The organism is Streptomyces lichenis, from assembly GCF_023218175.1.
Classification (GTDB): Bacteria; Actinomycetota; Actinomycetes; order Streptomycetales; family Streptomycetaceae; genus Streptomyces; species Streptomyces lichenis.
Genome location: NZ_JALPTH010000049.1, coordinates 1 through 20,600 on the forward strand (window position 1 = coordinate 1; position 20,600 = coordinate 20,600).

General features: G+C 70.6%; 14 protein-coding genes and 1 pseudogene. 8 read left to right on the top strand and 7 right to left on the bottom strand.

Translation table 11 applies throughout. The features are described 5' to 3' along the window. Positions 1-111: 111 nt before the first annotated feature. Genes M1O15_RS30525 through M1O15_RS30535 form a run of 3 tightly spaced genes read right to left on the bottom strand, consistent with a single transcriptional unit; the run spans position 112 to position 3,388 of the window. Complete coding sequence (locus M1O15_RS30525) at positions 112-981, bottom strand: sugar ABC transporter permease (RefSeq protein WP_248637486.1); 870 nt, start codon at positions 979-981, stop codon at positions 112-114. After that, positions 978-2,063, bottom strand: coding sequence for a carbohydrate ABC transporter permease (locus M1O15_RS30530; RefSeq protein ID WP_248637487.1), 1,086 nt, complete (start codon positions 2,061-2,063; stop codon positions 978-980). Before M1O15_RS30530 ends, M1O15_RS30525 begins: the two co-directional genes overlap by 4 nt. Positions 2,064-2,116: 53 nt before the next feature. Then, entirely contained in the window at positions 2,117-3,388 is a 1,272-nt protein-coding gene (locus M1O15_RS30535; protein ID WP_248637488.1) for an extracellular solute-binding protein, read from the bottom strand. A 353-nt stretch (positions 3,389-3,741) separates the two neighbouring features. Here M1O15_RS30535 and M1O15_RS30540 point away from each other — a divergent pair, with 353 nt between their 5' ends. The 4 genes from M1O15_RS30540 (at position 3,742) to M1O15_RS30555 (ending at position 9,562) form a co-directional block, all read left to right on the top strand. Beyond that, a complete protein-coding gene (locus tag M1O15_RS30540) occupies positions 3,742-5,523 on the top strand; it encodes a glycoside hydrolase family 13 protein (protein ID WP_372499629.1) in 1,782 nt (593 codons plus the stop codon). A 25-nt stretch (positions 5,524-5,548) separates the two neighbouring features. Beyond that, positions 5,549-6,598: a LacI family DNA-binding transcriptional regulator gene (locus M1O15_RS30545; RefSeq protein WP_248637489.1), complete on the top strand. Its 1,050-nt coding sequence runs from the start codon at positions 5,549-5,551 to the stop codon at positions 6,596-6,598. Positions 6,599-6,790: 192 nt separating this feature from the next. Then, positions 6,791-7,711, top strand: a complete 921-nt coding sequence (locus M1O15_RS30550) for a phosphatase PAP2 family protein (protein WP_248637490.1) — start codon at positions 6,791-6,793, stop codon at positions 7,709-7,711. Between the two features lie 327 nt (positions 7,712-8,038). Then, positions 8,039-9,562 carry an alkaline phosphatase D family protein gene (locus M1O15_RS30555; protein ID WP_308282429.1) on the top strand — a complete coding sequence of 508 codons (1,524 nt, stop codon included), beginning with the start codon at positions 8,039-8,041 and terminating at the stop codon, positions 9,560-9,562. A 109-nt stretch (positions 9,563-9,671) separates the two neighbouring features. Here M1O15_RS30555 and M1O15_RS30560 read toward each other — a convergent pair whose 3' ends face one another. Further along, on the bottom strand, positions 9,672-12,656 hold the full coding sequence (locus M1O15_RS30560; RefSeq protein ID WP_248637492.1) for a bifunctional [glutamine synthetase] adenylyltransferase/[glutamine synthetase]-adenylyl-L-tyrosine phosphorylase: 2,985 nt from the start codon (positions 12,654-12,656) through the stop codon (positions 9,672-9,674). 578 nt (positions 12,657-13,234) lie between these two features. On the opposite strand from M1O15_RS30560, the gene M1O15_RS30565 reads away from it, so the two are divergent. Beyond that, positions 13,235-15,313: a PIG-L family deacetylase gene (locus M1O15_RS30565; RefSeq protein ID WP_248637493.1), complete on the top strand. Its 2,079-nt coding sequence runs from the start codon at positions 13,235-13,237 to the stop codon at positions 15,311-15,313. A 52-nt stretch (positions 15,314-15,365) separates the two neighbouring features. Then, positions 15,366-15,800, top strand: a complete 435-nt coding sequence (locus M1O15_RS30570) for a VOC family protein (protein ID WP_248637494.1) — start codon at positions 15,366-15,368, stop codon at positions 15,798-15,800. A 29-nt stretch (positions 15,801-15,829) separates the two neighbouring features. On the opposite strand, the gene M1O15_RS30575 is transcribed toward M1O15_RS30570, so the two are convergent. After that, positions 15,830-16,558 carry a Type 1 glutamine amidotransferase-like domain-containing protein gene (locus M1O15_RS30575; protein ID WP_248637495.1) on the bottom strand — a complete coding sequence of 243 codons (729 nt, stop codon included), beginning with the start codon at positions 16,556-16,558 and terminating at the stop codon, positions 15,830-15,832. Beyond that, positions 16,555-17,043 (bottom strand): nuclear transport factor 2 family protein, encoded by a 489-nt coding sequence (locus M1O15_RS30580; RefSeq protein WP_248637496.1) that lies wholly within the window; start codon positions 17,041-17,043, stop codon positions 16,555-16,557. The genes M1O15_RS30575 and M1O15_RS30580 overlap by 4 nt, the downstream gene beginning before the upstream one ends. 259 nt (positions 17,044-17,302) lie before the next feature. On the opposite strand from M1O15_RS30580, the gene M1O15_RS30585 reads away from it, so the two are divergent. Further along, a complete protein-coding gene (locus tag M1O15_RS30585; protein WP_248637497.1) occupies positions 17,303-17,806 on the top strand; it encodes a hypothetical protein in 504 nt (167 codons plus the stop codon). Positions 17,807-17,888: 82 nt separating this feature from the next. Here the strand turns inward: M1O15_RS30585 and M1O15_RS30590 are convergent. Further along, a pseudogene (locus M1O15_RS30590) lies at positions 17,889-17,972 on the bottom strand (glutamine synthetase); the annotation flags it as partial. A 244-nt stretch (positions 17,973-18,216) separates the two neighbouring features. On the opposite strand from M1O15_RS30590, the gene M1O15_RS30595 reads away from it, so the two are divergent. Next, entirely contained in the window at positions 18,217-19,659 is a 1,443-nt protein-coding gene (locus M1O15_RS30595; RefSeq protein WP_248637498.1) for an RNA-directed DNA polymerase, read from the top strand. Positions 19,660-20,600: the final 941 nt, after the last annotated feature.

Here is a 20,600-nt window from a genome sequence, read left to right on the forward strand (position 1 = left end):
GGGGGGGGGGGGGGGGGGGGGGGGGGGGGGGGGGGGGGGGGGGGGGGGGGGGGGGGGGGGGGGGGGGGTACGAGGGCGGGTACGGCGGCCCGTTCCCGTACCCCCTCGGCGTCAGCCCTTGACGGCGCCGGCGGACATGCCGGTCACCAGGTGGCGCTGGGCGAAGAGGAAGACCAGCGCGGCGGGGATGGCGATGAGCACCGAGGCGGCGGTCATCGTGCCCCACTGGGCGCCGTACTGGTTGACGAACTTCTGGAGTCCTCCGGCGAGGGTGAGGTTCTCGTCCCCGACCATGAAGGCGGAGGCGTAGGCGACCTCGCCCCAGGCGGTGATGAAGGAGTAGAAGGCGGTCACCGCGATACCGGGCTTGGCCAGCGGCAGGATCAGCCGCCAGAAGGTGCCGAACGGGGTGAGCCCGTCCACCTGCCCGGACTCGTCGATCTCGGCCGGGATGGTGTCGAAGAAGCCCTTCATCATCCAGGCGCAGAACGGCACGGCGATGGTCAGATAGGTGATGACCAGGCCGGCCGCCCGGTTGAGCAGGCCGATGGACGCCATGATGTTGTAGATCGGCACGATCAGGACGGCGACCGGGAACATCTGGGTGATCAGCAGCGTCCACATCAGCCCGCGCTTGCCGGGGAAGCGGAAGCGGCTGACCGCGTAGCCGGTGGTCGCGGCCACGAACACACCGACCACGGTGGTGAGTCCGGCGATCAGCAGGGAGTTGCCGAACCAGGTGAGGAACGGGGTGTCCCGCAGCAGGTTCGTGTAGTTCTCGAAGGTCGTCTTGCGGAAGAAGTCCGTGGTGGTGGCGTACTTCGCGGGCTTCAGGGACGTCAGCAGCACCCAGAGGACGGGGAAGACCGCGACGACCGAGGCGATGACCAGGCCGGCGTGGAGGCCGACGGAGGCGAGGGGGGAGCGCTGCCCCCGACGACGGGACTGGGTGGTCTTGGCGGTGTCGGTCGCGGTGGTCACCAGACTTCTCCCTGCTTGCGGAGGACTCGCCGGTAGACCGCGGCGAAGAGCATCAGCAGCACCAGGATCAGCACGCCCCAGGTGGAGGACTGCGCGAAGTCGCGCGGGCTGATCTCGAAGCTGAACTTGTACGCCTGGGTGACCAGGATCTGAGTCGCCTCGCCGGGTCCGCCGCGGGTGAGCAGGAAGATCACCGGGAACATGTTGAACGTCCAGATGGTGGAGAGCAGCACCACCGTGGTGGAGACCGAACGCAGCCCCGGCATCGTGATGTTGCGGAACCGCTGCCAGGCATTGGCACCGTCCATCTCGGCGGCCTCGTACAGCTCGCCGGGGATGGACTGCAGCCCGCCGAGCAGGGCGACCATCATGAAGGGGACGCCCAGCCAGACGTTGACCGCGATGACCGAGAGCTTGGCCATGGTCGGGTCGTTGAGCCAGGGCACCGCGTCGATGCCGCCGCCGGCCAGCACCTGGTTGAGCAGGCCGCGCCGCTCGTCGTAGAGGAAGCGCCAGGCGAAGACCGAGACGAAGCCGGGCACCGCCCAGGGCAGGATGATCAGCATCCGGTACGCGGAGCGGCCGGCCATCTTCCGGTTGAGCATGTTGGCCAGGGTGAGGCCGAGCACGAAGGTGACCGAGACGCAGGCGACCGTCCACACCAGGGTCCAGCCCAGGGTGTCGAAGAACTGCGAACTGCTCAGCGCCGTCTGGTAGTTCTCCAGGCCGACGAACTCGTAGGTGGCGGGGATCTCGTTGACGCCGATGGAGCGCGCCACGTTGCGCTCGGTGGCGTCGGTGAGCGAGAGGTAGATCCCGCGCACCAGCGGATAGCCGATGATCACACCGATCACGACCACCACCGGGGCGACCATCGCCCAGGCGTACCAGTGGGTGGCCAGGGAGCGCTTCGCCCTGCCCCCGGAGCCCTTCGGTCCGCTCCCGGAGCCCTTGGGTCCGCTCCCGGAGCCCTTGGGTCCGCTCCTGGGTCCGCTCTGGGACCTGCCAGCACGGCGGGCGGGGCCGCGGGTGTCGCCACCCGCGGCCTCCGCCACCGACTGGCCGGGGGTGTCCACAGCCATCAGCCGGTCAACCTTCCTTGAGTCGCGTCCGAATCCCGAACGGTCCGGTGCCGTTACTTCCAGCCCTTGAGGAGCTTGCGGTACTCCTCGCCGGTGGCCTTCGCGCCCTGCTCGGGGCTGGTCTGGCCGGTGAGGACCTTGGTGTACTCGGTCACCAGCGGGGCGAACAGGGAGCCGCCCTCCGGGATCCAGGGGCGCTCGACGGACTTCTCGACGACCGGCTTGAAGAAGCCGATGACCTGGTTCTTCGCCACGTCCGGCTTGATGTAGACCGACTGGCGGGTGGGCAGCAGGCTCAGCTCGGTGGCGACCTTGGCCTGGGACTCCGCCGAGGTCATGTACTCGGTGAAGGCGTAGGAGGCGGCGAGGTTCTTGGAGCCGGCGTAGACGGCGAGGTTGTGGCCGCCCTGCGGGGCGCCCTGGGCGGCGGAGCCGGCCGGGACGGGGGCGATGCCCAGGTTGGCCTTGTCGGCGAACTCGGCCCCGGCGTAGGTGTCGGTGACCGCCCACGGGCCGTTGATCATCATGGCGACCTTGCCGTCCTTGAAGGCGGCCTGCATGTTGTCCCAGCCGTTGGTCGCGTCGGTGATCGCGGCCTTGGAGTCGACCAGGTCCTTGACGGTCTGCAGGGCCTTGACGCCGGCCGGGTTGTCGACGGTGACCGTCTTCTTCTCCGCGTCGACCATGTCGCCGCCCTCGCCGTAGAGGAAGGAGAGGAACCAGTAGGCGTCGTCGCCGCGCAGGTACAGGCCGGTCTTGCCGGTCTTCTTCTTGATGGCGGAGGCGGCGGTCTTCAGCTGGTCGACGGTCTCGGGGACGTCGACGCCGGCCTCCTTGAAGATCTTCTTGTTGTAGAAGACGCCCATGGAGTCGATGACCTGCGGCACGGCGTAGGTCTTGCCGTCGTACCGGGTGGAGGCGGCGGCCTGCTTCAGGAAGTCGTCCTGGTTCTTCAGCGCGGCCGTCTTGTCCAGCGGGGCGAGATAGCCCAGGTCGGCGAACTCGGGGGTCCAGGCCACCTCGGAGCGGATCACGTCGGGGGCGCCGGAGCCGGACTGGGCGGCGTTCTTGAACTTGTTCTGCGCCTCGCCGAAGGGCACGTTCACATACTTGACCGTGACCTTGGGGTGCTTCTTGGTGAAGTCCTCGGCGAGCTTCTTGAAGACCTTGTCCTCGCTGCCGACGGTGGAGGTGTCCCACCAGGTCACGGTGCCGCTGAGCTCGCCGTTGGCGTCGCCGCCGCCGGAGCCGCTGTCGCCGCCGCACGCCGTCGCCGTCAGACCCAGGGCCGCGACCAGCGCGGTGGCCGCTATGCCACGCCGCATGTGCACTCCTCATCAAGTGGATCCCCGGGGGCGAGGCGGGATCAGCGGATCACAGGCCTCCCTTGCGATCCGCTCCTTCGCGGCGCGCCGGGTTGCCAGGAACGTAACAGGGATGAAAACGCGCCGAAAGGCCTTGCGGCAATTTTCTGCAAGGCCGACCGATCGTTACGTCCGCGTGTCCCGAAGGTTGCCGACGTATCGCTTGACAGGGTGGGGCGGCGGGGCCCGGGCGGGCCCGGCAGCGGCTGCAAGTCCTTTCAACTTCGCTTGCAGAGCCGTTGCAGCGGCGCCCCGGGCTCGTTGAACCTGCGACACCGCCGAGCCCAGAGCCGACCACCGAGAGGGACCCGCCCATGGCCGCACACGAGCTGACCTCGCCCTCACGGGAACACCCCGAGCCGGAGGCCTTCCGTATGAACGACCCCGGGGCCGGGCCCGCGGCCGACTGGTGGCGGCGGGCGGTGATCTACCAGGTGTACGTGCGCTCCTTCGCGGACGGCGACGGCGACGGGATCGGCGACCTGCGCGGCGCCCGCGAGCGGCTGGGGCATCTGGCCGACCTGGGCGCGGACGCCGTCTGGCTCACCCCGTTCTACGCCTCCCCGCAGGCCGACGGCGGCTACGACGTCGCCGACTACCGGGCGGTGGACCCGCTCTTCGGCGACCTGGACGACGCCGCCGCCCTGGTGCGCCAGGCGCACGCCCTGGGCCTGAGGGTGATCGTGGACGTCGTCCCCAACCACACCTCCGAGCTGCACCCCTGGTTCACCGCCGCGCTGGCCGGCGACCCGGCCGCCCGCGCCCGCTACCTCTTCCGCCCCGGCCAGGGCCCGGACGGCGCGCTGCCGCCCAACGACTGGGAGTCGGTCTTCGGCGGCCCGGCCTGGACCCGTACCGCCGACGGCGACTGGTATCTGCACCTGTTCGCCCCCGAACAGCCCGACCTGGACTGGGAGAACGAGGAGGTACGGGCCGAGTTCGCCTCGGTGCTGCGGTTCTGGCTGGACCTGGGCGTGGACGGCTTCCGGATCGACGTGGCACACGGCATGGTCAAGGCGCCCGGGCTGCCCGACATCGGCCACCGGGAGCAGGTCCGGCTGATCGGCGCCCAGCAGCTGCCGTTCTTCGACCAGGACAGGGTGCACGAGATCCACCGCGGCTGGCGGACGCTGCTCGACTCCTACACGGCCGAGCACGGCGGCCCGGCCCGGATCGGGGTCGCCGAGGCCTGGGCGCCCAACGCCGAACGGCTCTCCCTCTACGTACGCCCGGACGAGCTGCACCAGGCGTTCAACTTCGCCTTCCTGCAAGCCCCGTGGGACGCGGCGGCGCTGCGCCGGGTGATCGACGACTCGCTGCGGGCCACCACGGCGGTGGGCGCCCCCACCACCTGGGTGCTCTCCAACCACGACGTGGTCCGGCACCCCAGCCGCTACGGGACCGGGGCGGCCGGGCTGCGCCGCGCCCGGGCGGCGGCGCTGCTGATGCTGGCGCTGCCCGGCTCCGCGTACCTCTACCAGGGGGAGGAGCTGGGGCTGCCGGAGGTGGCGGAGCTGCCCGACGAGGTGCGCCAGGACCCGGCGTTCCGCCGCCGGAGCGGCCAGGGAGACGGGCAGGACGGACAGGACGGGCTGCGCGACGGGTGCCGGGTGCCGATCCCGTGGACGCGGACCGGACCCTCGTATGGCTTCGGGCCTGGTGGCAGCTGGCTTCCGCAGCCCGCGGAGTGGGGCGCCCTGTCGGTGGCGGCGCAGAGCGGCGAGGCGGACTCCACCCTGGAGCTGTACCGCTCCGCGCTGGCGCTGCGCCGGACCCATCCGGCGCTCGGCGCGGGCGAGGGGCTGGACTGGCTGCCGGCCCCGGACGGGGTGCTGGCCTTCCGCCGTACCGCCGCCGGCGCGGACGGCGCCGAGCTGGTCTGCACGGTGAATCTGACGGACCGCCCGGTGGAGGTGCCCGCGCCCGGCGGCCGTCCGCTGCTGGGCAGCGTCCCCGGCGCGGCGGCCCCGGCGGACGCGGAGGGGACGGCCATGGTCCCGGGGCCCGCGCCCGAGGGCGGCACCGGCGCGGCGGCGGGCGGACCGGCCGGGACGGTGGTGCTGGCCCCCGAGTCCGCCGTCTGGTGGGCAAGCTGACGTGCGGCCGGTACAGTCGCCTTCCATGACCGCGCGGCTAGCCGACATCGCAGCCCAGGCGGGAGTCAGCGAAGCCACTGTCAGCCGCGTCCTCAACGGCAAACCCGGTGTGGCCGCGGCCACCCGCCAGTCCGTGCTTGCCGCGCTGGACGTGCTGGGCTACGAACGCCCGGTACGGCTGCGCCAGCGCAGCGCGGGACTGGTCGGGCTGATAATCCCGGAGCTGGACAACCCGATCTTCCCCGCCTTGGCCCAGGTGATCGGGCAGGGCCTGACCCGGCAGGGCTACACCCCGGTGCTGGCCACCCAGACCCCGGGCGGCTCCACCGAGGACGAGCTGACCGAGATGCTGGTCGAGCGGGGCGTGGCCGGGATCATCTTCGTCTCCGGGCTGCACGCCGACACCACCGCCGACACCCAGCGCTACGACCAGCTGCGCGGCCAGGGCGTCCCGTACGTGCTGATCAACGGCTACTCGCCGAAGGTGGAGGCCACCTTCGTCTCCCCCGACGACCGGGCCGCGATGCAGCTGGCCGTCACCCACCTCGCCGCCCTCGGCCACACCCGGATCGGTCTGGCGGTCGGTCCGAAGCGTTTCGTGCCGGTGCTCCGCAAGATCGAGGGCTTCCGGCTCGGGATGCAGGCCCGGCTGGGCCTCGGCCCCGACGAGTGCGAGGAGCTGGTGCAGCACTCCCTGTACTCCCTGGAGGGCGGGCAGGCCGCGGCGGGCGCGCTGATCGAACGCGGCTGCACCGCGGTGGTGTGCGCCAGCGACATGATGGCGCTCGGCGCGATCCGGGCCGCCCGCCAGCGCGGGCTGGCCGTGCCGGGGGACGTCTCGGTGGTCGGCTTCGACGACTCCCCGCTCATAGCGTTCACCGACCCGCCGCTGACCACCATCCGCCAGCCGGTGCAGGCGATGGGCCAGGCCGCGGTGCGGGCGCTGCTGGAGGAGATCGGCGGCACCCCGGCCCCGCCGAGCGAGTTCGTCTTCATGCCGGAGCTGGTGGTCCGCGGCTCCACCGCGGCCGGCCCGCACGGGCAGCGCTCGGCGCACGCCCAGGACCGGGAGTAGCACCCTCCCCGCGGAGTCCGGGACCGGAATACCGGACCCCGGGAGGTACGGGACGCGGGGGTAGCGGCCGCACTGGCCTCCGGCCCTCCGGGGAGTCCGGGTCGGGTGTAGTACCCAGGGGTGACGGGGCGGGGAAGAGAACCGACTGACGGATGATCGACCCATCCCACTCGTCTGGCAGACTCTTGCCCCATGGGTGAAGCGACGGTGACGACACGGGAGGGCCGCGAGGCTCCGGGAGCGAAGGCTCCGGCAGCAGGGGCGGAACCTTCCGTGACCGCACCGGACGCCGCCCCCCCGGGCCCCGGCTCCCCGGCCCCGGCGAGCGGCTGGCGGCGGTGGCGCACCCCGCGCCGCCCCCGGATCTGGTTCGAGATCCTGCTGATCGCGATCAGCTACTGGACGTACTCGCTGATCCGCAACGCGGTGCCCGAGCAGAAGGCGCAGGCGCTGCGCAACGCCGACTGGATCTGGCACGCCGAGCAGAGCGTCGGACTCGCCTTCGAGAAGACCGTCAACCACGCCGTGGACTCCGTGACGTGGCTGATCGTGGGGATGAACTACTACTACGCCACCCTGCACTTCATCGTCACCATCGGAGTGCTGGTGTGGCTGTACCGCTGGCACCCGGGGCGGTACGCGGCCACCCGGCTGGTGCTGTTCTCCACCACCGGGATCGCCCTGCTCGGCTACTACCTGTACCCGCTGGCCCCGCCGCGCCTGATGACCAGCGAGAAGTTCATCGACACCGTGCTGGTCCACCACACCTGGGGCTCGATGGCCTCGGGGAACCTCAAGAACATGTCCAACCAGTACGCGGCCATGCCGTCGATGCACATCGGCTGGTCGCTGTGGTGCGGGCTGACCGTCTTCGCGCTGGCCCGGGCCCCCTGGGCGAGGATCCTGGGGCTGCTCTACCCGACGGCCACCCTGGTGGTCATCGTCGCCACCGCCAACCACTTCTGGCTGGACGCGGTCGGCGGGGCGGCCTGCCTGGCCTTCGGCTACAGCCTGGCGTACGTCTGGTACGGGCGGCTGCCGCACCGGCTGGACCGCCAGGTGCCCGCCGCCACCCCAGCCCTGCTGTCCGGCCCCCGGCCCCGGCGTATCTGAGAGCCGCGTCCCCCTCGGGGCGGCTGAACCTCCCGGCACGGTGCCGGTAAGGCCGAGTTCACCGGCTTCTCGGCACCCGTATGCCATCGGTGGCATGTTCATGTTGTGCTCGGCCGCCGCTCGGCGGCCGGACGCGCTCCCGAGGGCCCCGGGTCACCCACTCCTCCGACGCTTCTGGCGGTTCATCCCCCAGAAGCCAGGAGGATCCCGATGGCCGGACGTCTCGGCCCCCGGCTCGACAGCCCGCCCGCCGCCGACGCGCTCGGCGGCCCGCTCGTCACCCGGCGCAGAGCGATCGGCTTCGCCGGTGTGGGCGTGGGCGCGCTGATGCTCGGCACCGGCGAATGGAGCTCCGGCACCGCCCACGCCAGGTCCGCCAAGTCATCCGTCCGCCTGCCCTCCGACCCCTTCACCCTGGGCATCGCCTCCGGTGACCCCCGCGGGGACGGCGTGGTCCTGTGGACCCGGCTCGCCCCCGAGCCGCTGGACCCGGACGGGCACGGCGGTATGCCGCCGGTCCCGGTGAGGGTCGAGTACGAGATCGCCACCGACGAGCGCTTCCGCCGGCTGGTCCGCCGGGGCACCGTGACCGCCACCCCGGAGCTGGCGCACTCGGTCCACCCCGAGATCAGCGGGCTGCTGCCGGACCGGGTGTACTTCTACCGCTTCCGGGCCGGCGGCCACCTCTCCCCCACCGGCCGCACCCGCACCACCCCGCTGCCCGGGTCCGACCCGCGCGGGCTGACCTTCGCCTTCGCCTCCTGCCAGGCCTGGCAGGACGGCTTCTACACCGCGTACGAGCACATGGCCGCCGAGGACCTCGACCTGGTGGTCCACCTCGGCGACTACCTCTACGAGTACGGGGTGAAGACCAACAAGCGGGGCGTGACCACCGACCCCTCGCTGCACACCGAGACCACCGACCTGGCCCGCTACCGGCTCCAGTACGGCCTCTACAAGAGCGAGGCCCCGCTGCGCCAGGCGCACGCCAACTTCCCGTGGATCATGACCTTCGACGACCACGAGGTGGAGAACAACTGGGCCGGCGACATCCCGGAGAAGGGCCAGGACCCCGGCCCCTTCCGGGCCCGCCGGGCCGCCGCCTTCCAGGCCCTGTACGAGCACGCGCCGCTGCGCCGCCCGCAGCTGCCCCAGGGGCCGGACGTGCGGATGTACCGCCGGCTGCCCTACGGCCGGCTCGCCGACTTCACCATGCTGGACACCCGGCAGTACCGGGACGACCAGGCCTGCGGGGACACGGTGACCGCGAACTGCCCCGAACGCTTCGACCCCAAGCGCACCCTGCTGGGCGCCGCCCAGCGCGACTGGGTGCTCAAGGGCTTCCGGCGCTCCCCGGCCCGCTGGCAGGTGCTGGGCAACCAGGCGCCGCTGGGCCAGACCGACCAGGACCCCGGTCCGGGCACCTCGGTGTGGACCGACCCCTGGGACGGCTATGTCGCCGAGCGGAACCGGCTGCTCGCCGAGGCCGACGCCACCGGGGTGCGCAACCTGGTGGTGATCACCGGCGACCGGCACCAGAACTACGCCTGGGACCTCAAGCGCGACTACGCCGACCCGGACGCGCCCACCGTCGGCGCCGAGTTCGTCGGCACCTCCATCACCAGCGGCGGCGACGGCGCCGACCTGACCGAGGAGGGCCGGAAGTTCCTGGCCGCCAACCCGCACATGAAGTTCTTCAACGGCCAGCGCGGCTATGTCCGGGTGCATGTGGACCGGGACCGCTGGCGCACCGACTTCCGGGTGGTCCCCTACGTCACCCGCCCCGGCGCCCCGGTGAGCACCCGGGCGAGCGTGGTGGTCGAGGACGGGGTGCCGGGGGTCCAGGTCTGAGCGTCCTGCCCGTGCCCGTGCCCGGTGGGGCGGGCGGGACATGGCCCCCCATGACCGCCCGCCGCACCCCGTCCCGGTCCCGGTCCCGGTCCCGGTCCCGGTAAGGGCCCTACCCTCCGTAGAACAACTCCTCCACCACGCCCCGGGCCCGCCGGGTGGTGCGCCGGTAGTCGTCCAGCATCTCGCCGGCGTGCCCGGGGCCGTAGCCCAGGTAGCGGGCGACGGCGGAGAGTTCGCGGCTGTCGGAGGGGAAGGTGTCGCCGGCCCGGCCGCGGACCAGCATCACCCCGTTGCGCACCCGGGTGGCCAGCACCCAGGCGTCGTCCAGGGTCCTGGCGTCCGTCTCCGACACCAGCCCGGCCTCCACGGCGGCGGCCAGCGCCCGGCGGGTCCGGGTGGTGCGCAGCGCGGGCAGCTCGTGGCCGTGCCGCATCTGGATGAGCTGCACCGTCCACTCCACGTCGGACAGCCCGCCCCGGCCCAGCTTGGTGTGCAGGGCGGGGTCGGCGCCGCGCGGCAGGCGCTCGTTCTCCATCCGGGCCTTCAGCCGCCGGATCTCGCGCACCGCGGCCTCGTCCAGACCGCCCTCGGGGTAGCGCAGCGGGTCGGCCAGGGCGAGGAAGCGGCGGCCCAGCTCCTCGTCGCCGGCCATCGGCTCGGCCCGCAGCAGGGCCTGCGCCTCCCATCCGAGCGACCAGCGGCGGTAGTAGGCGGCGTACGAGTTGAGGGTGCGCACCAACGGTCCGCTGCGGCCCTCGGGGCGCAGGTCGGCGTCGATGAGCAGCGGCGGGTCGGCGGTGGGCAGTTGGAGCAGCCGGCGCATCTCGGCGACCACCGCGTTGGCGGCCCGCGCGGCCTCCTGCTCGTCCACCCCCTCGCGCGGCTCGTGGACGAACAGCACATCGGCATCGGAGCCGTAGTTCAGCTCGTGGCCGCCGAAGCGGCCCATGCCGATGACGGCGAACCGGGTGGGCAGGGTGTCGCCCCACTGGGCGCGCACCGCGGCCCGCAGCGCCCCGGCGACGGTGGCCGCGGTCAGATCGGTGATGGCCTGCCCGACCCGGTCCACCAGGGCGCCGGGGTCGGCCTCGGCGGGGCTGTCCTCGGTGCCGTAGGAGCCGATGAGGTCGGCGGCCGAGGTGCGGAACAGCTCCCGGCGCCGTACGCCGCGGGCCACCGCGACCGCCGTCTCGGCGTCCTCGGCGCGGCCCACCCCGGCCAGCACCTCCGCGTCCAGATGGTTCCGGGCGCGCGGCTTGAGACCTTCCGGGGCGCCGAGGATGGCGACCGCCTCGGGGGCGCGCATCAGCAGGTCGGGGGCGAGCCGGCCGGCCGACAGCACCCGGGCCAGGTTCTCCGCGGCGGCGCCCTCGTCGCGCAGCAGCCGCAGGTACCAGGGGGTCTTGCCGAGCGCGTCCGAGACCTTGCGGAAGCCGAGCAGCCCGGCGTCCGGGTCGGCGGAGTCGGCGAACCAGCCGAGCAGCACCGGCAGCAGGGTGCGCTGGATGGCGGCCTTGCGGGACACCCCGGAGGACAGCGCCTCCAGATGGCGCAGCGCGGCGGCCGGGTCGGCGTACCCCAGGGCCTCCAGCCGCTGTCCGGCGGCCTTGGCGCTGAGCCGGGTCTCGCCGGGGGCGAGCTGGGCGACGGCGTCCAGCAGCGGCCGGTAGAACAGCTTCTCGTGCAGCCGGCGGACCACGGCCGCGTGCCGCCGCCACTCCTTGTTCAGGGCGGTGACCGGCTCGGTGCGCAGCCCCATCGACCGCCCCAGCCGCCGCAGGTCCTTCTCGTCCTCCGGTACGAGGTGGGTGCGGCGCATCCGGTGCAGCTGGATGCGGTGCTCCATGGTGCGCAGGAAGCGGTACGCCTCGTCCAGCTGCGCGGCGTCGGCGCGGCCCACATAGCCCCCGGCGGCCAGCGCGGCGAGGGCGTCCAGGGTGGTGCCGCTGTGCAGGGTGGCGTCGCTGCGGCCGTGCACCAGCTGGAGCAGCTGCACCGCGAACTCCACGTCCCGCAGGCCTCCGGGCCCCAGCTTCAGCTCCCGGTCCACATGGTGCACGGGGATGTTGTCCACCACCCGGCGCCGCATCTTCTGCACGTCGGTGACGAAGTTCTCCCGCTCGGCGGCGCCCCACACCAGCGGTGACACGGCCTCCATGTACGCCGTGCCGAGGTTCGCGTCCCCGGCCACCGGCCGGGCCTTCAGCAGCGCCTGGAACTCCCAGGTCTTGGCCCAGCGCTGGTAGTAGGCGAGGTGGCTGGAGAGGGTGCGCACCAGCGGCCCGTTGCGGCCCTCGGGGCGGAGGTTGGCGTCCACCGGCCAGATGGCGCCCTCGACGGTGGTCTCCGAGCAGATCCGCATCAGATGCGAGGCGAGCCGGGTGGCGGCCTGCAGCGCCTTCGCCTCCTCCGCGTCCCCCACCGCCTCCCCCACGAAGATCACATCGACATCAGACACATAGTTCAGCTCATCGCCCCCGCACTTGCCCATGGCGATCACCGCGAGCCGGCAGACCGCGGCGTCCTCGGGCGCCTCCAGCTGCGCGAGGGCCAGCGCCCGGCGCAGGGTGGCGGTGGCCAGCGCGGCCAGCTCGGCGGCGGTCTCGGCGACATCCGTCGTCCCGCACACATCCCGGGCGGCGATCGACAGCAGGCACCGCCGGTAGGCCACCCGCAGGGCCACCGGGTCGTCGGCCCCCGCCAGCCCGTGCTCGAACTCGACCACCCCCGGGTGCAGATCGGCCGACTCATAGGTGACCAGGGCCTGCCAGTCACGGGGGTGGCGGGTCAGATGATCACCGAGCGCCTCGGAGGCCCCGAGCACCCCGAGCAGCCGGTCCCGCAGCGGCTTGGCGCCCAGCACGGTGCCCAGCAGCTCCCGCCCGCCGTCCTCCTGCGCCTCCGCGAGCCGCACCAACCCGAGCAGCGCCAGATCGGGGTCGGCGGTGGCCCCCAGCGCGTCCAGCAGGACCGGGTCGCCGCGCACCGCGGACAGCACCGGCAGCTCCAGCAGCCGCTCCGCGTCCGCCGGGTCGGTGAACCCGTGCCGCAGCAGCCGGGTGAAGGCACTGCTCCGACGTCCCTGCACCGTCATCCGCGGCCCCCTTCTCGGGTCGGTACCAGCCCCTGCGGGCCCTCGGCCGCCGAGTCCTGTCCGGCCCCGGCGCCGCGCTCCCGAGCCTATCCCCGCCAGGCCCACGAGTCCGGAGCGCCCGGCTCGGCACGGGAGGGGGTGGCCGGATCGGGGGGGCCGGGGCGCTTGAGGGTCTGGGGGGCTCCCCGGCGGTACGGGCGGAGCCGCGGGCCTTCCGCGCGGCAGTGGCCGGATCGAGGGGCGCCCCGGGGCCCCGGGGTCTCGGGGGCGGGTCTTCCGGGTGTACGGACGGGGCCCCGGTCCTCAGGACCTCAGGTCCTCAGATCCTCAGTCGGGCGTACCCGCCCCCGAGCGCGGGCCTCTCCCCCGAGGGCGGACCGCTCCCCCACTCCCCCCGGAATGAGACACGCGGCGGCAGTGAGCCACCCCACACGCCACCCCCTCAACCCCGCGGCTCCGTCCGCCCTCTTTCCCCCCAGTTGGCCCGCTTCTCCTCCTTCCCCCTTTCCCCGGTCCGACCGCTCCTCCCCGTGGGCCCCCGGGCCACCGGCCCGCCACCCCTCCTCCCGGAGTCCGCCATGACCTCGCGCCGCCCCGCCGGCCTCGCCACCCGCCTCGCGACCGTCCCGTCCGCGGTCCGCCGCGGACTGCTCGTCGCCACCCCGGTCGCCGTTCTGCTCGGCATCACGGGCGGCGTGCTGGTGGCGACCACCGGGTCCTCGGACGCCTCGGACGTGCCGAGCCGCGGGGTGCCGGAGGCGCTGGCGGTCAAGCCGGTGCGGACCAGTGGCGAGTCCGTCGTCCAGTTCATGGCCCACCCGGACGACGACCTGTTCTTCATGAACCCCGACACCAGCCAGTCCATAGCCTCCGGCCGCAGCCTGACCTCCGTCTATCTCACCGCCGGCGAGTCCGACGGCCGCAACAACCGCCGCGGGGACCCGCGTCGCCCTGCCGACAAGGCGGCCTACGCGGAGGCCCGGCAGAACGGCATACGCGCGGCGTACGCGGAGATGGCCACCGGCGACCGCACCAGCCCCTGGGACCGCACCGAGATCACCATCGACGGAGGGGCCAGGGCCGAGCTGAACACCCTGCGCTCACGGCCCCAGATCAGCCTGGTCTGGTTGCAGTTGAAGGAGGCCGGGACCGTCGCGGACGAGCGGCCGAACAGCCTGCACGGCCTGTGGGACGGCAAGACCGGGACGCTCGGCTCGCAGCTGGCGGCCGGTTCGCCGGTACGGGAGGACTTCGCGTACACCCGCGAGCAGGTGGTCGCCACCATCGACGGGGTGCTGCGGCGGTTCCGGCCCACCTTCGTACGGATGCTGGACCCGACGCCCGGGCTGAACGAGAGGACCGGGCGGACCTCGGACCATCAGGACCACACCTACGGGGCGCGGTTCGTGCAGGCGGCACTGGCCCGGTACGCCGGCCGCCCAGGCCGTCCGGCGTTCGGGGTGCAGAGCTATCTGGGCTACTCGACCGGCTCGCTGCCGCACTCGCTGGACCCGGGCACCTTCGAGGCGAAGCTGCGCACCCTGAAGACGTACGCGTGGATGGACCACACCGACTACTGCGAGGACCCGGCGGGTTGCGGCGACCGCAAGGTGGCGGGCCGGCCCGCCGGGCGGAACTGGGCGCAGTCCATCCGGTATGCCCGGTCGGGTTCGACGTCCTGGGTGCAGCCCGGGGCGCACGCCGGTGAGCTGTACGCCTTCGGGGTGCTGGACGGGCGGCTCGCGGTGTGGCATCGGCCGGGCAAGGCGGCGAAGTGGGCCGGGCCGGTGCTCCAGGAGGGGGCCGGACTGGACGGCGGAGTGGTCCCCGTACGGCTGCCGGACGGCCGGATCTCCGTCTACGGGACGCGGACCGACCTCGGCGGGGCGGGCGGCGGCTACCGCCGGGAGGTGGCGGTGACCACCCAGGCCTCACCGGGCGGGGTGTTCGGCCCGTGGCGCTCGCTGGGCAGCCCCCAGCCCGGGGACGCGGGGGCCGGCGCCGACATCAGCATGCCCGCCGTGGTGGTGGACCGCGCCGGTATGGCGGCGGTCTACGTCCGCGACGGCCGGCACGCGATGAGCATGACCGTGCAGCGCCCCGACGGCGGCTTCGCCCCCTGGCAGCCGGCCGGCGGCAGGGAGCTGCGCGGCGACCCGGTGGCCGCGGTGGACGCCACCGGCCGCGGCCATGTCTTCGCCGCGACCCCCAAGACCGTCCTCACCTGGACCCACCCCGCCACCCCCACCCCCGCTTCCCCTTCCTCCCCCTCCCTCCCCATGGCCACCGGCCTGCCCCCGACCACCGTGGCGCTCAGCGCGGCCCCCGACGGTAAGGACGGCGTACGCCTCTGGTTCCGCGAGCCGGTGAGCGGCGACGCCCGCTCGGCCCGGTTCACCGGAGGCGGGCGCCCGGTGGGCCCGGTGACCGAGGTCCCCGGCGGCCGCTCCGGACACGGCGCCGTGGTCTCCGCACCCGACCGCGGGGGCCTCGCCCTGCGCGGCCGCCCCGGCGGCCTGGCCACGGCACCCGCCCCGGGCCGCCCCTGGACGGGCGGCGGCGGCCCCCTCTTCTCCGGCGCCCCCGCCACCGCCCCCGGCGGCGTCGCCGCCCTCACCCTGGACGGCCGCCTCACCTGGACCCCCTGGCACCCCTGACCGCCGCGGATTTCCGGTTGCCGGGCCAGGTCTCCCGCCGTACCGTCCGCCCATGAACTGGACACTCGAAGTGGTCAACATCCCGGTCACCGACCTGGACCGGGCGCGGGACTTCTACGCACAGGGGTGCGGCTTCCATGTGGACGTGGACACCGAGGTGGCGCCGGGGGCCAGGATCGTCCAGCTGACCCCGCCCGGCTCCCGCTGCTCCATCGCCCTGTCCAGCGGGATGCCCCCCGCCCCCGGCACCTCCGCCACACCCCCCGGCTCCCTGCACGGCCTCCAGCTCTGCGTCACCGACATCGAGGCCGCCCACGCCGAACTCCTCTCCCGCGGCGTCCCCGCCGGCCCCGTCCAGCACCTCGGCCCCACCGGCTGGACCGAGGGCAAGGGCGACCAGACCTGGAACTCCTTCCTCACCTTCAAGGACCCGGACGGCAACGGCTGGACGGTCCAGGAAGTCCCCTCCGAACTGTCGGAGCGCTGAGCCACAGCCGCGTCCTCGGCCGCCCCTGCTCAGGGGCCGCCAAGCAACCCGGCGGTGAGCGGTACGGCGGGCAGGGCCCGCTCCCGTATCCCGCCGGTCCCGTCCCGCTCGACCCGGTACAGCTGGGCGGCCGGCGTCCGGCCGACCACCTGGTCCACAGCCTCGTCCACGAAGAGGGCGCCGACTCCGTCGTCCACGGCCCAGCCGGGCGGCAGCGAGCCGTCGGCCACGGCGGCCCGGTAGGAGGGGCGGCGGCCCGGTTCGCTGTCGTAGTGCGGGCAGACGGACCCGGGCAGCAGGCCCAGCCCGTCCCGCAGCGGGCCGAGCGGTCCGAAGGAGTCGGTGTGCGAGGCCTCCGCCCAGCAGTTGGCGCCCGCGCTGATCCCGCAGAGCAGGGTGCCCCGCTCGTACGCCTCCCGCAGCAGCCGGTCCACCCCGTGGGCCCGCCACACCGCCAGCAGGTTCGCGGTGCTGCCCCCGCCGACGTACACCACGTCCTGGGAGAGCAGGAAGGAGCGCAGGGCCGCGTCGTCGAGCGTGCGGCGGGACAGCCGCAGGACCGAGGCCTCGCACTCCCGCCCCTCGAACGCCGCGTGGAACCGCTCGACGTACCCCTCCGCGTCCCCGCTGGCCGTCGGCACGAAGCACACCCGGGGACGCGAACGCCCCGTCAGCCCCAGCACCCAGTCGTCCAGCAGCCCGTCTTCGTCGGTGGAGAACCCACCCCCGAGCAGCGCCATCCGCCGCCGACTGCTCATCGCTCCCCCGCCGCGCCGGCGGACGTTCCCAGCCGCTCCGTCTCCCCGCCGAACGCCAGCACCAGGGTGCGCCGCGCCAGGAGCCAGTCTCCGCCGGTCCGCCGGAAGACGTCCTCGTAGTGGCCGATGTTCACCGGCGGCCGGGGCGGCACCAGCGTGCCCTCGGTGTGGCCGTCGACCCGGTATGTCGCGAAGTAGGTGGTGGCGGTCGCCTCGTCGGCCGACTCCACGGTGACCAGGACGTTGGTGCAGATACGCCGGGAGAGCCGGTCCGCCGGCCGCGCACCGAAGTAACGGCGCAGCGCCTCGCGCCCCTCGACGAGGCGGCCGCCCCGCGGCCACTCCCAGACACCGTCCCGGGTGAACAGCTCGGCCACCGTGCCCGGTTCGCCGAGGTCGAGCCGCCGGACGAAGTCCAGCACCAGCCGCTCGCAGGAGCGCTCGGCGAGCAGCCGGTCCAGCGGGCCGAGGCCGTCCTGAGTCATGTCCCGTCCCCTCGTCACGGTATGCGCTGCCATACGGCCGGCTGCCCGGTGGCGGCCCGCCTCTCCGGGCTGCGGGTCCGGAGCTCCGCAGCGTCCCAGCGTCCCGACCACACCGTCAAAAGGGTTTTTGGTGTGGGGTGATCGGCGTGCCGGGCCGACGTGGGCTCGGTCCGGTGAACGGGGCTGTCCAGGACGGCTCGGACGCGGTGGCCGCACCGGCCGCGAATGAGATCGCCTCGCGGGAAGGACGGCTGGAAGGATGACCGCCATGGCAGGACAACTCTGGGTCTCACTCATATCGTTGGGCGGTGTCGTCCTCGGAGGCCTGCTGTCCTACCTCGTCCAGCACAGGACTCAGCAGTCAGCGGAACGCACCGAACAGCAGCGGCAGCGGATCGCCTTGTCGGAGACCCGGCGCGCGGAACGGCTGGCCCTGCTGGAGCGGTTCATCGAGGTTTCGGCAGAGGCGGAACGCTGCGCCTATACCAGGCCGCCGCAGTGGGAGGACACCGACGAGTGGTACCTCACGACCCAGGGCGTGATGAACAGGCTGTGGGTCGCGGATCGACTCCTCCGCATCCAGTTTCCCCTGACCGTGCACGAGACCGCGCACGCCCACTTCCTCGACCTCAACAGGACCGTGTGGCACGGCCTGCCTGACGGTGAGAGCGTGCGGGACTACCTGGAGGGGAACCGGTCGGCGTTTCTCGACGCGGCGCGCGAGGTCATGGAGGCCGCCCCGCCCGGCCCTCGGGCACTTTGACGGGACGGGCCCGGGAGGCCGGGAGTGCTCCGGTCCCGGGCCGGTGGCTCGCCATCACCGGCCCGGGCTCGCGTCACTGCGGCTACAGCACCGGCAGGTTCTTGCGCAGCTCGAAGGCGGTGACCTCGGAGCGGTACTCCTCCCGCCCCTGCTTCTTGTTGCGGAAGAGTCGTGAGTGGATGCAGCGGCCTGCCACGCCCTCCAGGCAGGGTGGCTGTGGACTGAGGTTTAGCCAACATTAGTCGTTGCCTGACTGGGGCCAGCGCCCTCAGGCGGCCCACAACGCCTCCGGCCATGAAGGCAAACATCGCCAGTGGCGGCACCTGTTGCCGGTAGTCTTCACCTACACATGGGGAGGCGGGTGCGGCCAAATGGCTCTAAGTGTGACACGTATTCTGGATGCGACTTGGGTGAATCACTACAGAAGTCGACGCCATGAAGAGTTCCCTGACGTCATCGACCTCGCGGACGTCTCTCGCTCATGGCCAACACTGAGCGCCAATCTGGAAAAAGACATCGCCGCAGAGAGAACGGGAATTCAGAGCATAGAGGTCATAAATCTCCCCAAAGACCCGATCTCCGTGCGTCCACTGGTTCGCTTTTCGCTGCGTGACAGAATTCTTTACGAATCTCTCGTATACGGGCTGGCAGAAAAAGTCGACAGGCAGATATTCGGATCGGTGTATAGCTACCGCTGGAGAAGGTATGCCTTCACATTTCACAAACCAGTCAAGAAGTGGCTCGAGATGCAAAAGAATGCAACGAGACACCTTCAGCGAAACAAGCAACTTCACGCAGCCAGGACCGACGTAACCGCATTTTACGAAAGCATTCACCTAGAAACCTTGATAGACGATCTCGAGGCTGCAACACGAGAACCCGAATGGGTGAGCAAGCTTTTCCACTATCTTCACTCATTCCAATCATTCCATAGCGCTTGGGGAATTCCTCAGGGTTCCGATGCTTCTGGAATCCTGGCCAACCTCTATTTGCTCCCAGTTGACGAGCTGTTGCGCCGAAGAAGAATAAAGAACCTCCGATACTCCGACGACATGTATTTGTTCGGAGCAAACTTCTGGGAGCTACGGGACACCCTCCTCGAAATAAATGACGTTCTCAGATCGAGAAGGCTGAGCATGGCGACACAAAAAACGTCAATCATGAACAACCAAACAGCAGTGAAATTCTTCCGCGACGCCGAGAAGGACGCCATTAAGTACGGCATTGAGGTTGGCGCTAAAGGGAAAAATGACCTGGTTCGACGCTATTTCAAAACCCTTATCGACTCCGAAACTCCATCGCCTCGTGATCTGCGTTTTGCCATCAACAGGCTCAAATGGCTTGAAGACGACTACGCACTTTCATGGATTCTTGAGAATTGTGCCCACTATCCGCACATGTCGAAAGAGTTCTTCTCTTACATGGCGAGGTTCATCAAGGGCCACCACAGAGAGATTAGCGCAAGAATCAGCAGACTAATGGAGAGCGGAGAGATAAATCCATACCCGTACCTACAATTCCAAGCACTTCGACTGACTCTGAGGAACGATATATTTGACTCTCCCATCATCGATGCGGCGTGGCGGATCCTTGAAGACAAAAATCGGGGAAGCCTTCCTCGCGAGTTTGCGGTGCGATACATTGCTCGATCGGGTCGGCTATCCAGTGGAATGCTGATGAAACATCGTTTCGAAAATGAACAGGATGAGTCCATGAGGCGAGCACTCATGGTCGGCATGTACGAATCCGGCTACTACCCGAAGCGACTGTTCAGCGCTATCTCTAACCAAAGCACAGCCCTAGGAATGGCTGCCGCCTATTTGGATTCCAGCCCTAAGATCCCCGTTACCTGAACATGAGAGTTCACACATGAGTAATAGCACAGATTCTGGCCCAATCAAGCTCCTAGAAAGGATCGAGATTGATACACGGTACTCGGCCCAAACGTACTTCGAAGCCGCTAAATCGGCCGAGTTCTGGTCGCGCATAATCGTATTTCTGCCAGCGCTAATTTCAGCTTCCGCAGGCATAATTTCAGCTATTTACGCTCTGCGACTCGGTGGGGCAGTGTCAGCAGTGTCAGGGGCTGTAGCAGCAACGGCATCCTTCATGGGGAATTCAAGACTGGCTGGCACCCATAAGGAATCTGCCAGGCGCTATACGGAACTAAGACACGCCATTCAGCTTGAGCTTTCTCTATCGTCTTCTAAGACCGAGGCGGAACTTGACCTGATCGTGCGACAACTAAATGAGCAGAGAGCGAAAATTATTGCAGTTGACGAACCCGCGCCCAATCGCTTCTTTAAGAAGGCATCCAAGAGGATTGATGCTGGCGTAACGTCATATGAGACAACCTAGAAACGACATTAAGGGCACATAGAGGCTCTCCACCGTGATTTCAACTTTCGATGTTACCTGTACTGAAAACACCAAGGCAACCAGTATGTAGCCCGCGATATGCTATTCGTGACGCTCAGGATCAGCAGCTATCCGGCTGTCAATAAATGAGACTGGGTCGGTGCGGAGGGGACGACTTCTAGGCCAGATGGCCCGCAAGATATACAGGCGCGGCTGAGGCCGCCCCAAGCGGTCCGAATCTGGGTGGCTACAGTCCGGAAGGGCCCTGAACCCGGGCCGGTGAATCACGCCACCAGCCCGGGTTCAATTCGCTACGGCTCCAGCCGTTTGGACTGGGTTACAGCACCGGCAGGTTCTTCCGCAGCTCGAACGCCGTGACCTCCGACCGGTACTCCTCCCACTCCTGCTTCTTGTTGCGGAGGAAGAAGTCGAAGAC

What these genes read in the sequence shown, in the direction of transcription:
- M1O15_RS30560 (WP_248637492.1), bottom strand. Translation starts at nt 12,656, where the DNA reads ATGACGGTGCAGGGACGTCGGAGCAGTGCCTTCACCCGGCTGCTGCGG.
- M1O15_RS30575 (WP_248637495.1), bottom strand. Translation starts at nt 16,558, where the DNA reads ATGAGCAGTCGGCGGCGGATGGCGCTGCTCGGGGGTGGGTTCTCCACC.
- M1O15_RS30555 (WP_308282429.1), top strand. Translation starts at nt 8,039, where the DNA reads ATGCTCGGCACCGGCGAATGGAGCTCCGGCACCGCCCACGCCAGGTCC.
- M1O15_RS30545 (WP_248637489.1), top strand. Translation starts at nt 5,549, where the DNA reads ATGACCGCGCGGCTAGCCGACATCGCAGCCCAGGCGGGAGTCAGCGAA.
- M1O15_RS30585 (WP_248637497.1), top strand. Translation starts at nt 17,303, where the DNA reads ATGACCGCCATGGCAGGACAACTCTGGGTCTCACTCATATCGTTGGGC.
- M1O15_RS30570 (WP_248637494.1), top strand. Translation starts at nt 15,366, where the DNA reads ATGAACTGGACACTCGAAGTGGTCAACATCCCGGTCACCGACCTGGAC.
- M1O15_RS30550 (WP_248637490.1), top strand. Translation starts at nt 6,791, where the DNA reads ATGGGTGAAGCGACGGTGACGACACGGGAGGGCCGCGAGGCTCCGGGA.
- M1O15_RS30580 (WP_248637496.1), bottom strand. Translation starts at nt 17,043, where the DNA reads ATGACTCAGGACGGCCTCGGCCCGCTGGACCGGCTGCTCGCCGAGCGC.
- M1O15_RS30535 (WP_248637488.1), bottom strand. Translation starts at nt 3,388, where the DNA reads ATGCGGCGTGGCATAGCGGCCACCGCGCTGGTCGCGGCCCTGGGTCTG.
- M1O15_RS30540 (WP_372499629.1), top strand. Translation starts at nt 3,742, where the DNA reads ATGGCCGCACACGAGCTGACCTCGCCCTCACGGGAACACCCCGAGCCG.
- M1O15_RS30530 (WP_248637487.1), bottom strand. Translation starts at nt 2,063, where the DNA reads ATGGCTGTGGACACCCCCGGCCAGTCGGTGGCGGAGGCCGCGGGTGGC.
- M1O15_RS30565 (WP_248637493.1), top strand. Translation starts at nt 13,235, where the DNA reads ATGACCTCGCGCCGCCCCGCCGGCCTCGCCACCCGCCTCGCGACCGTC.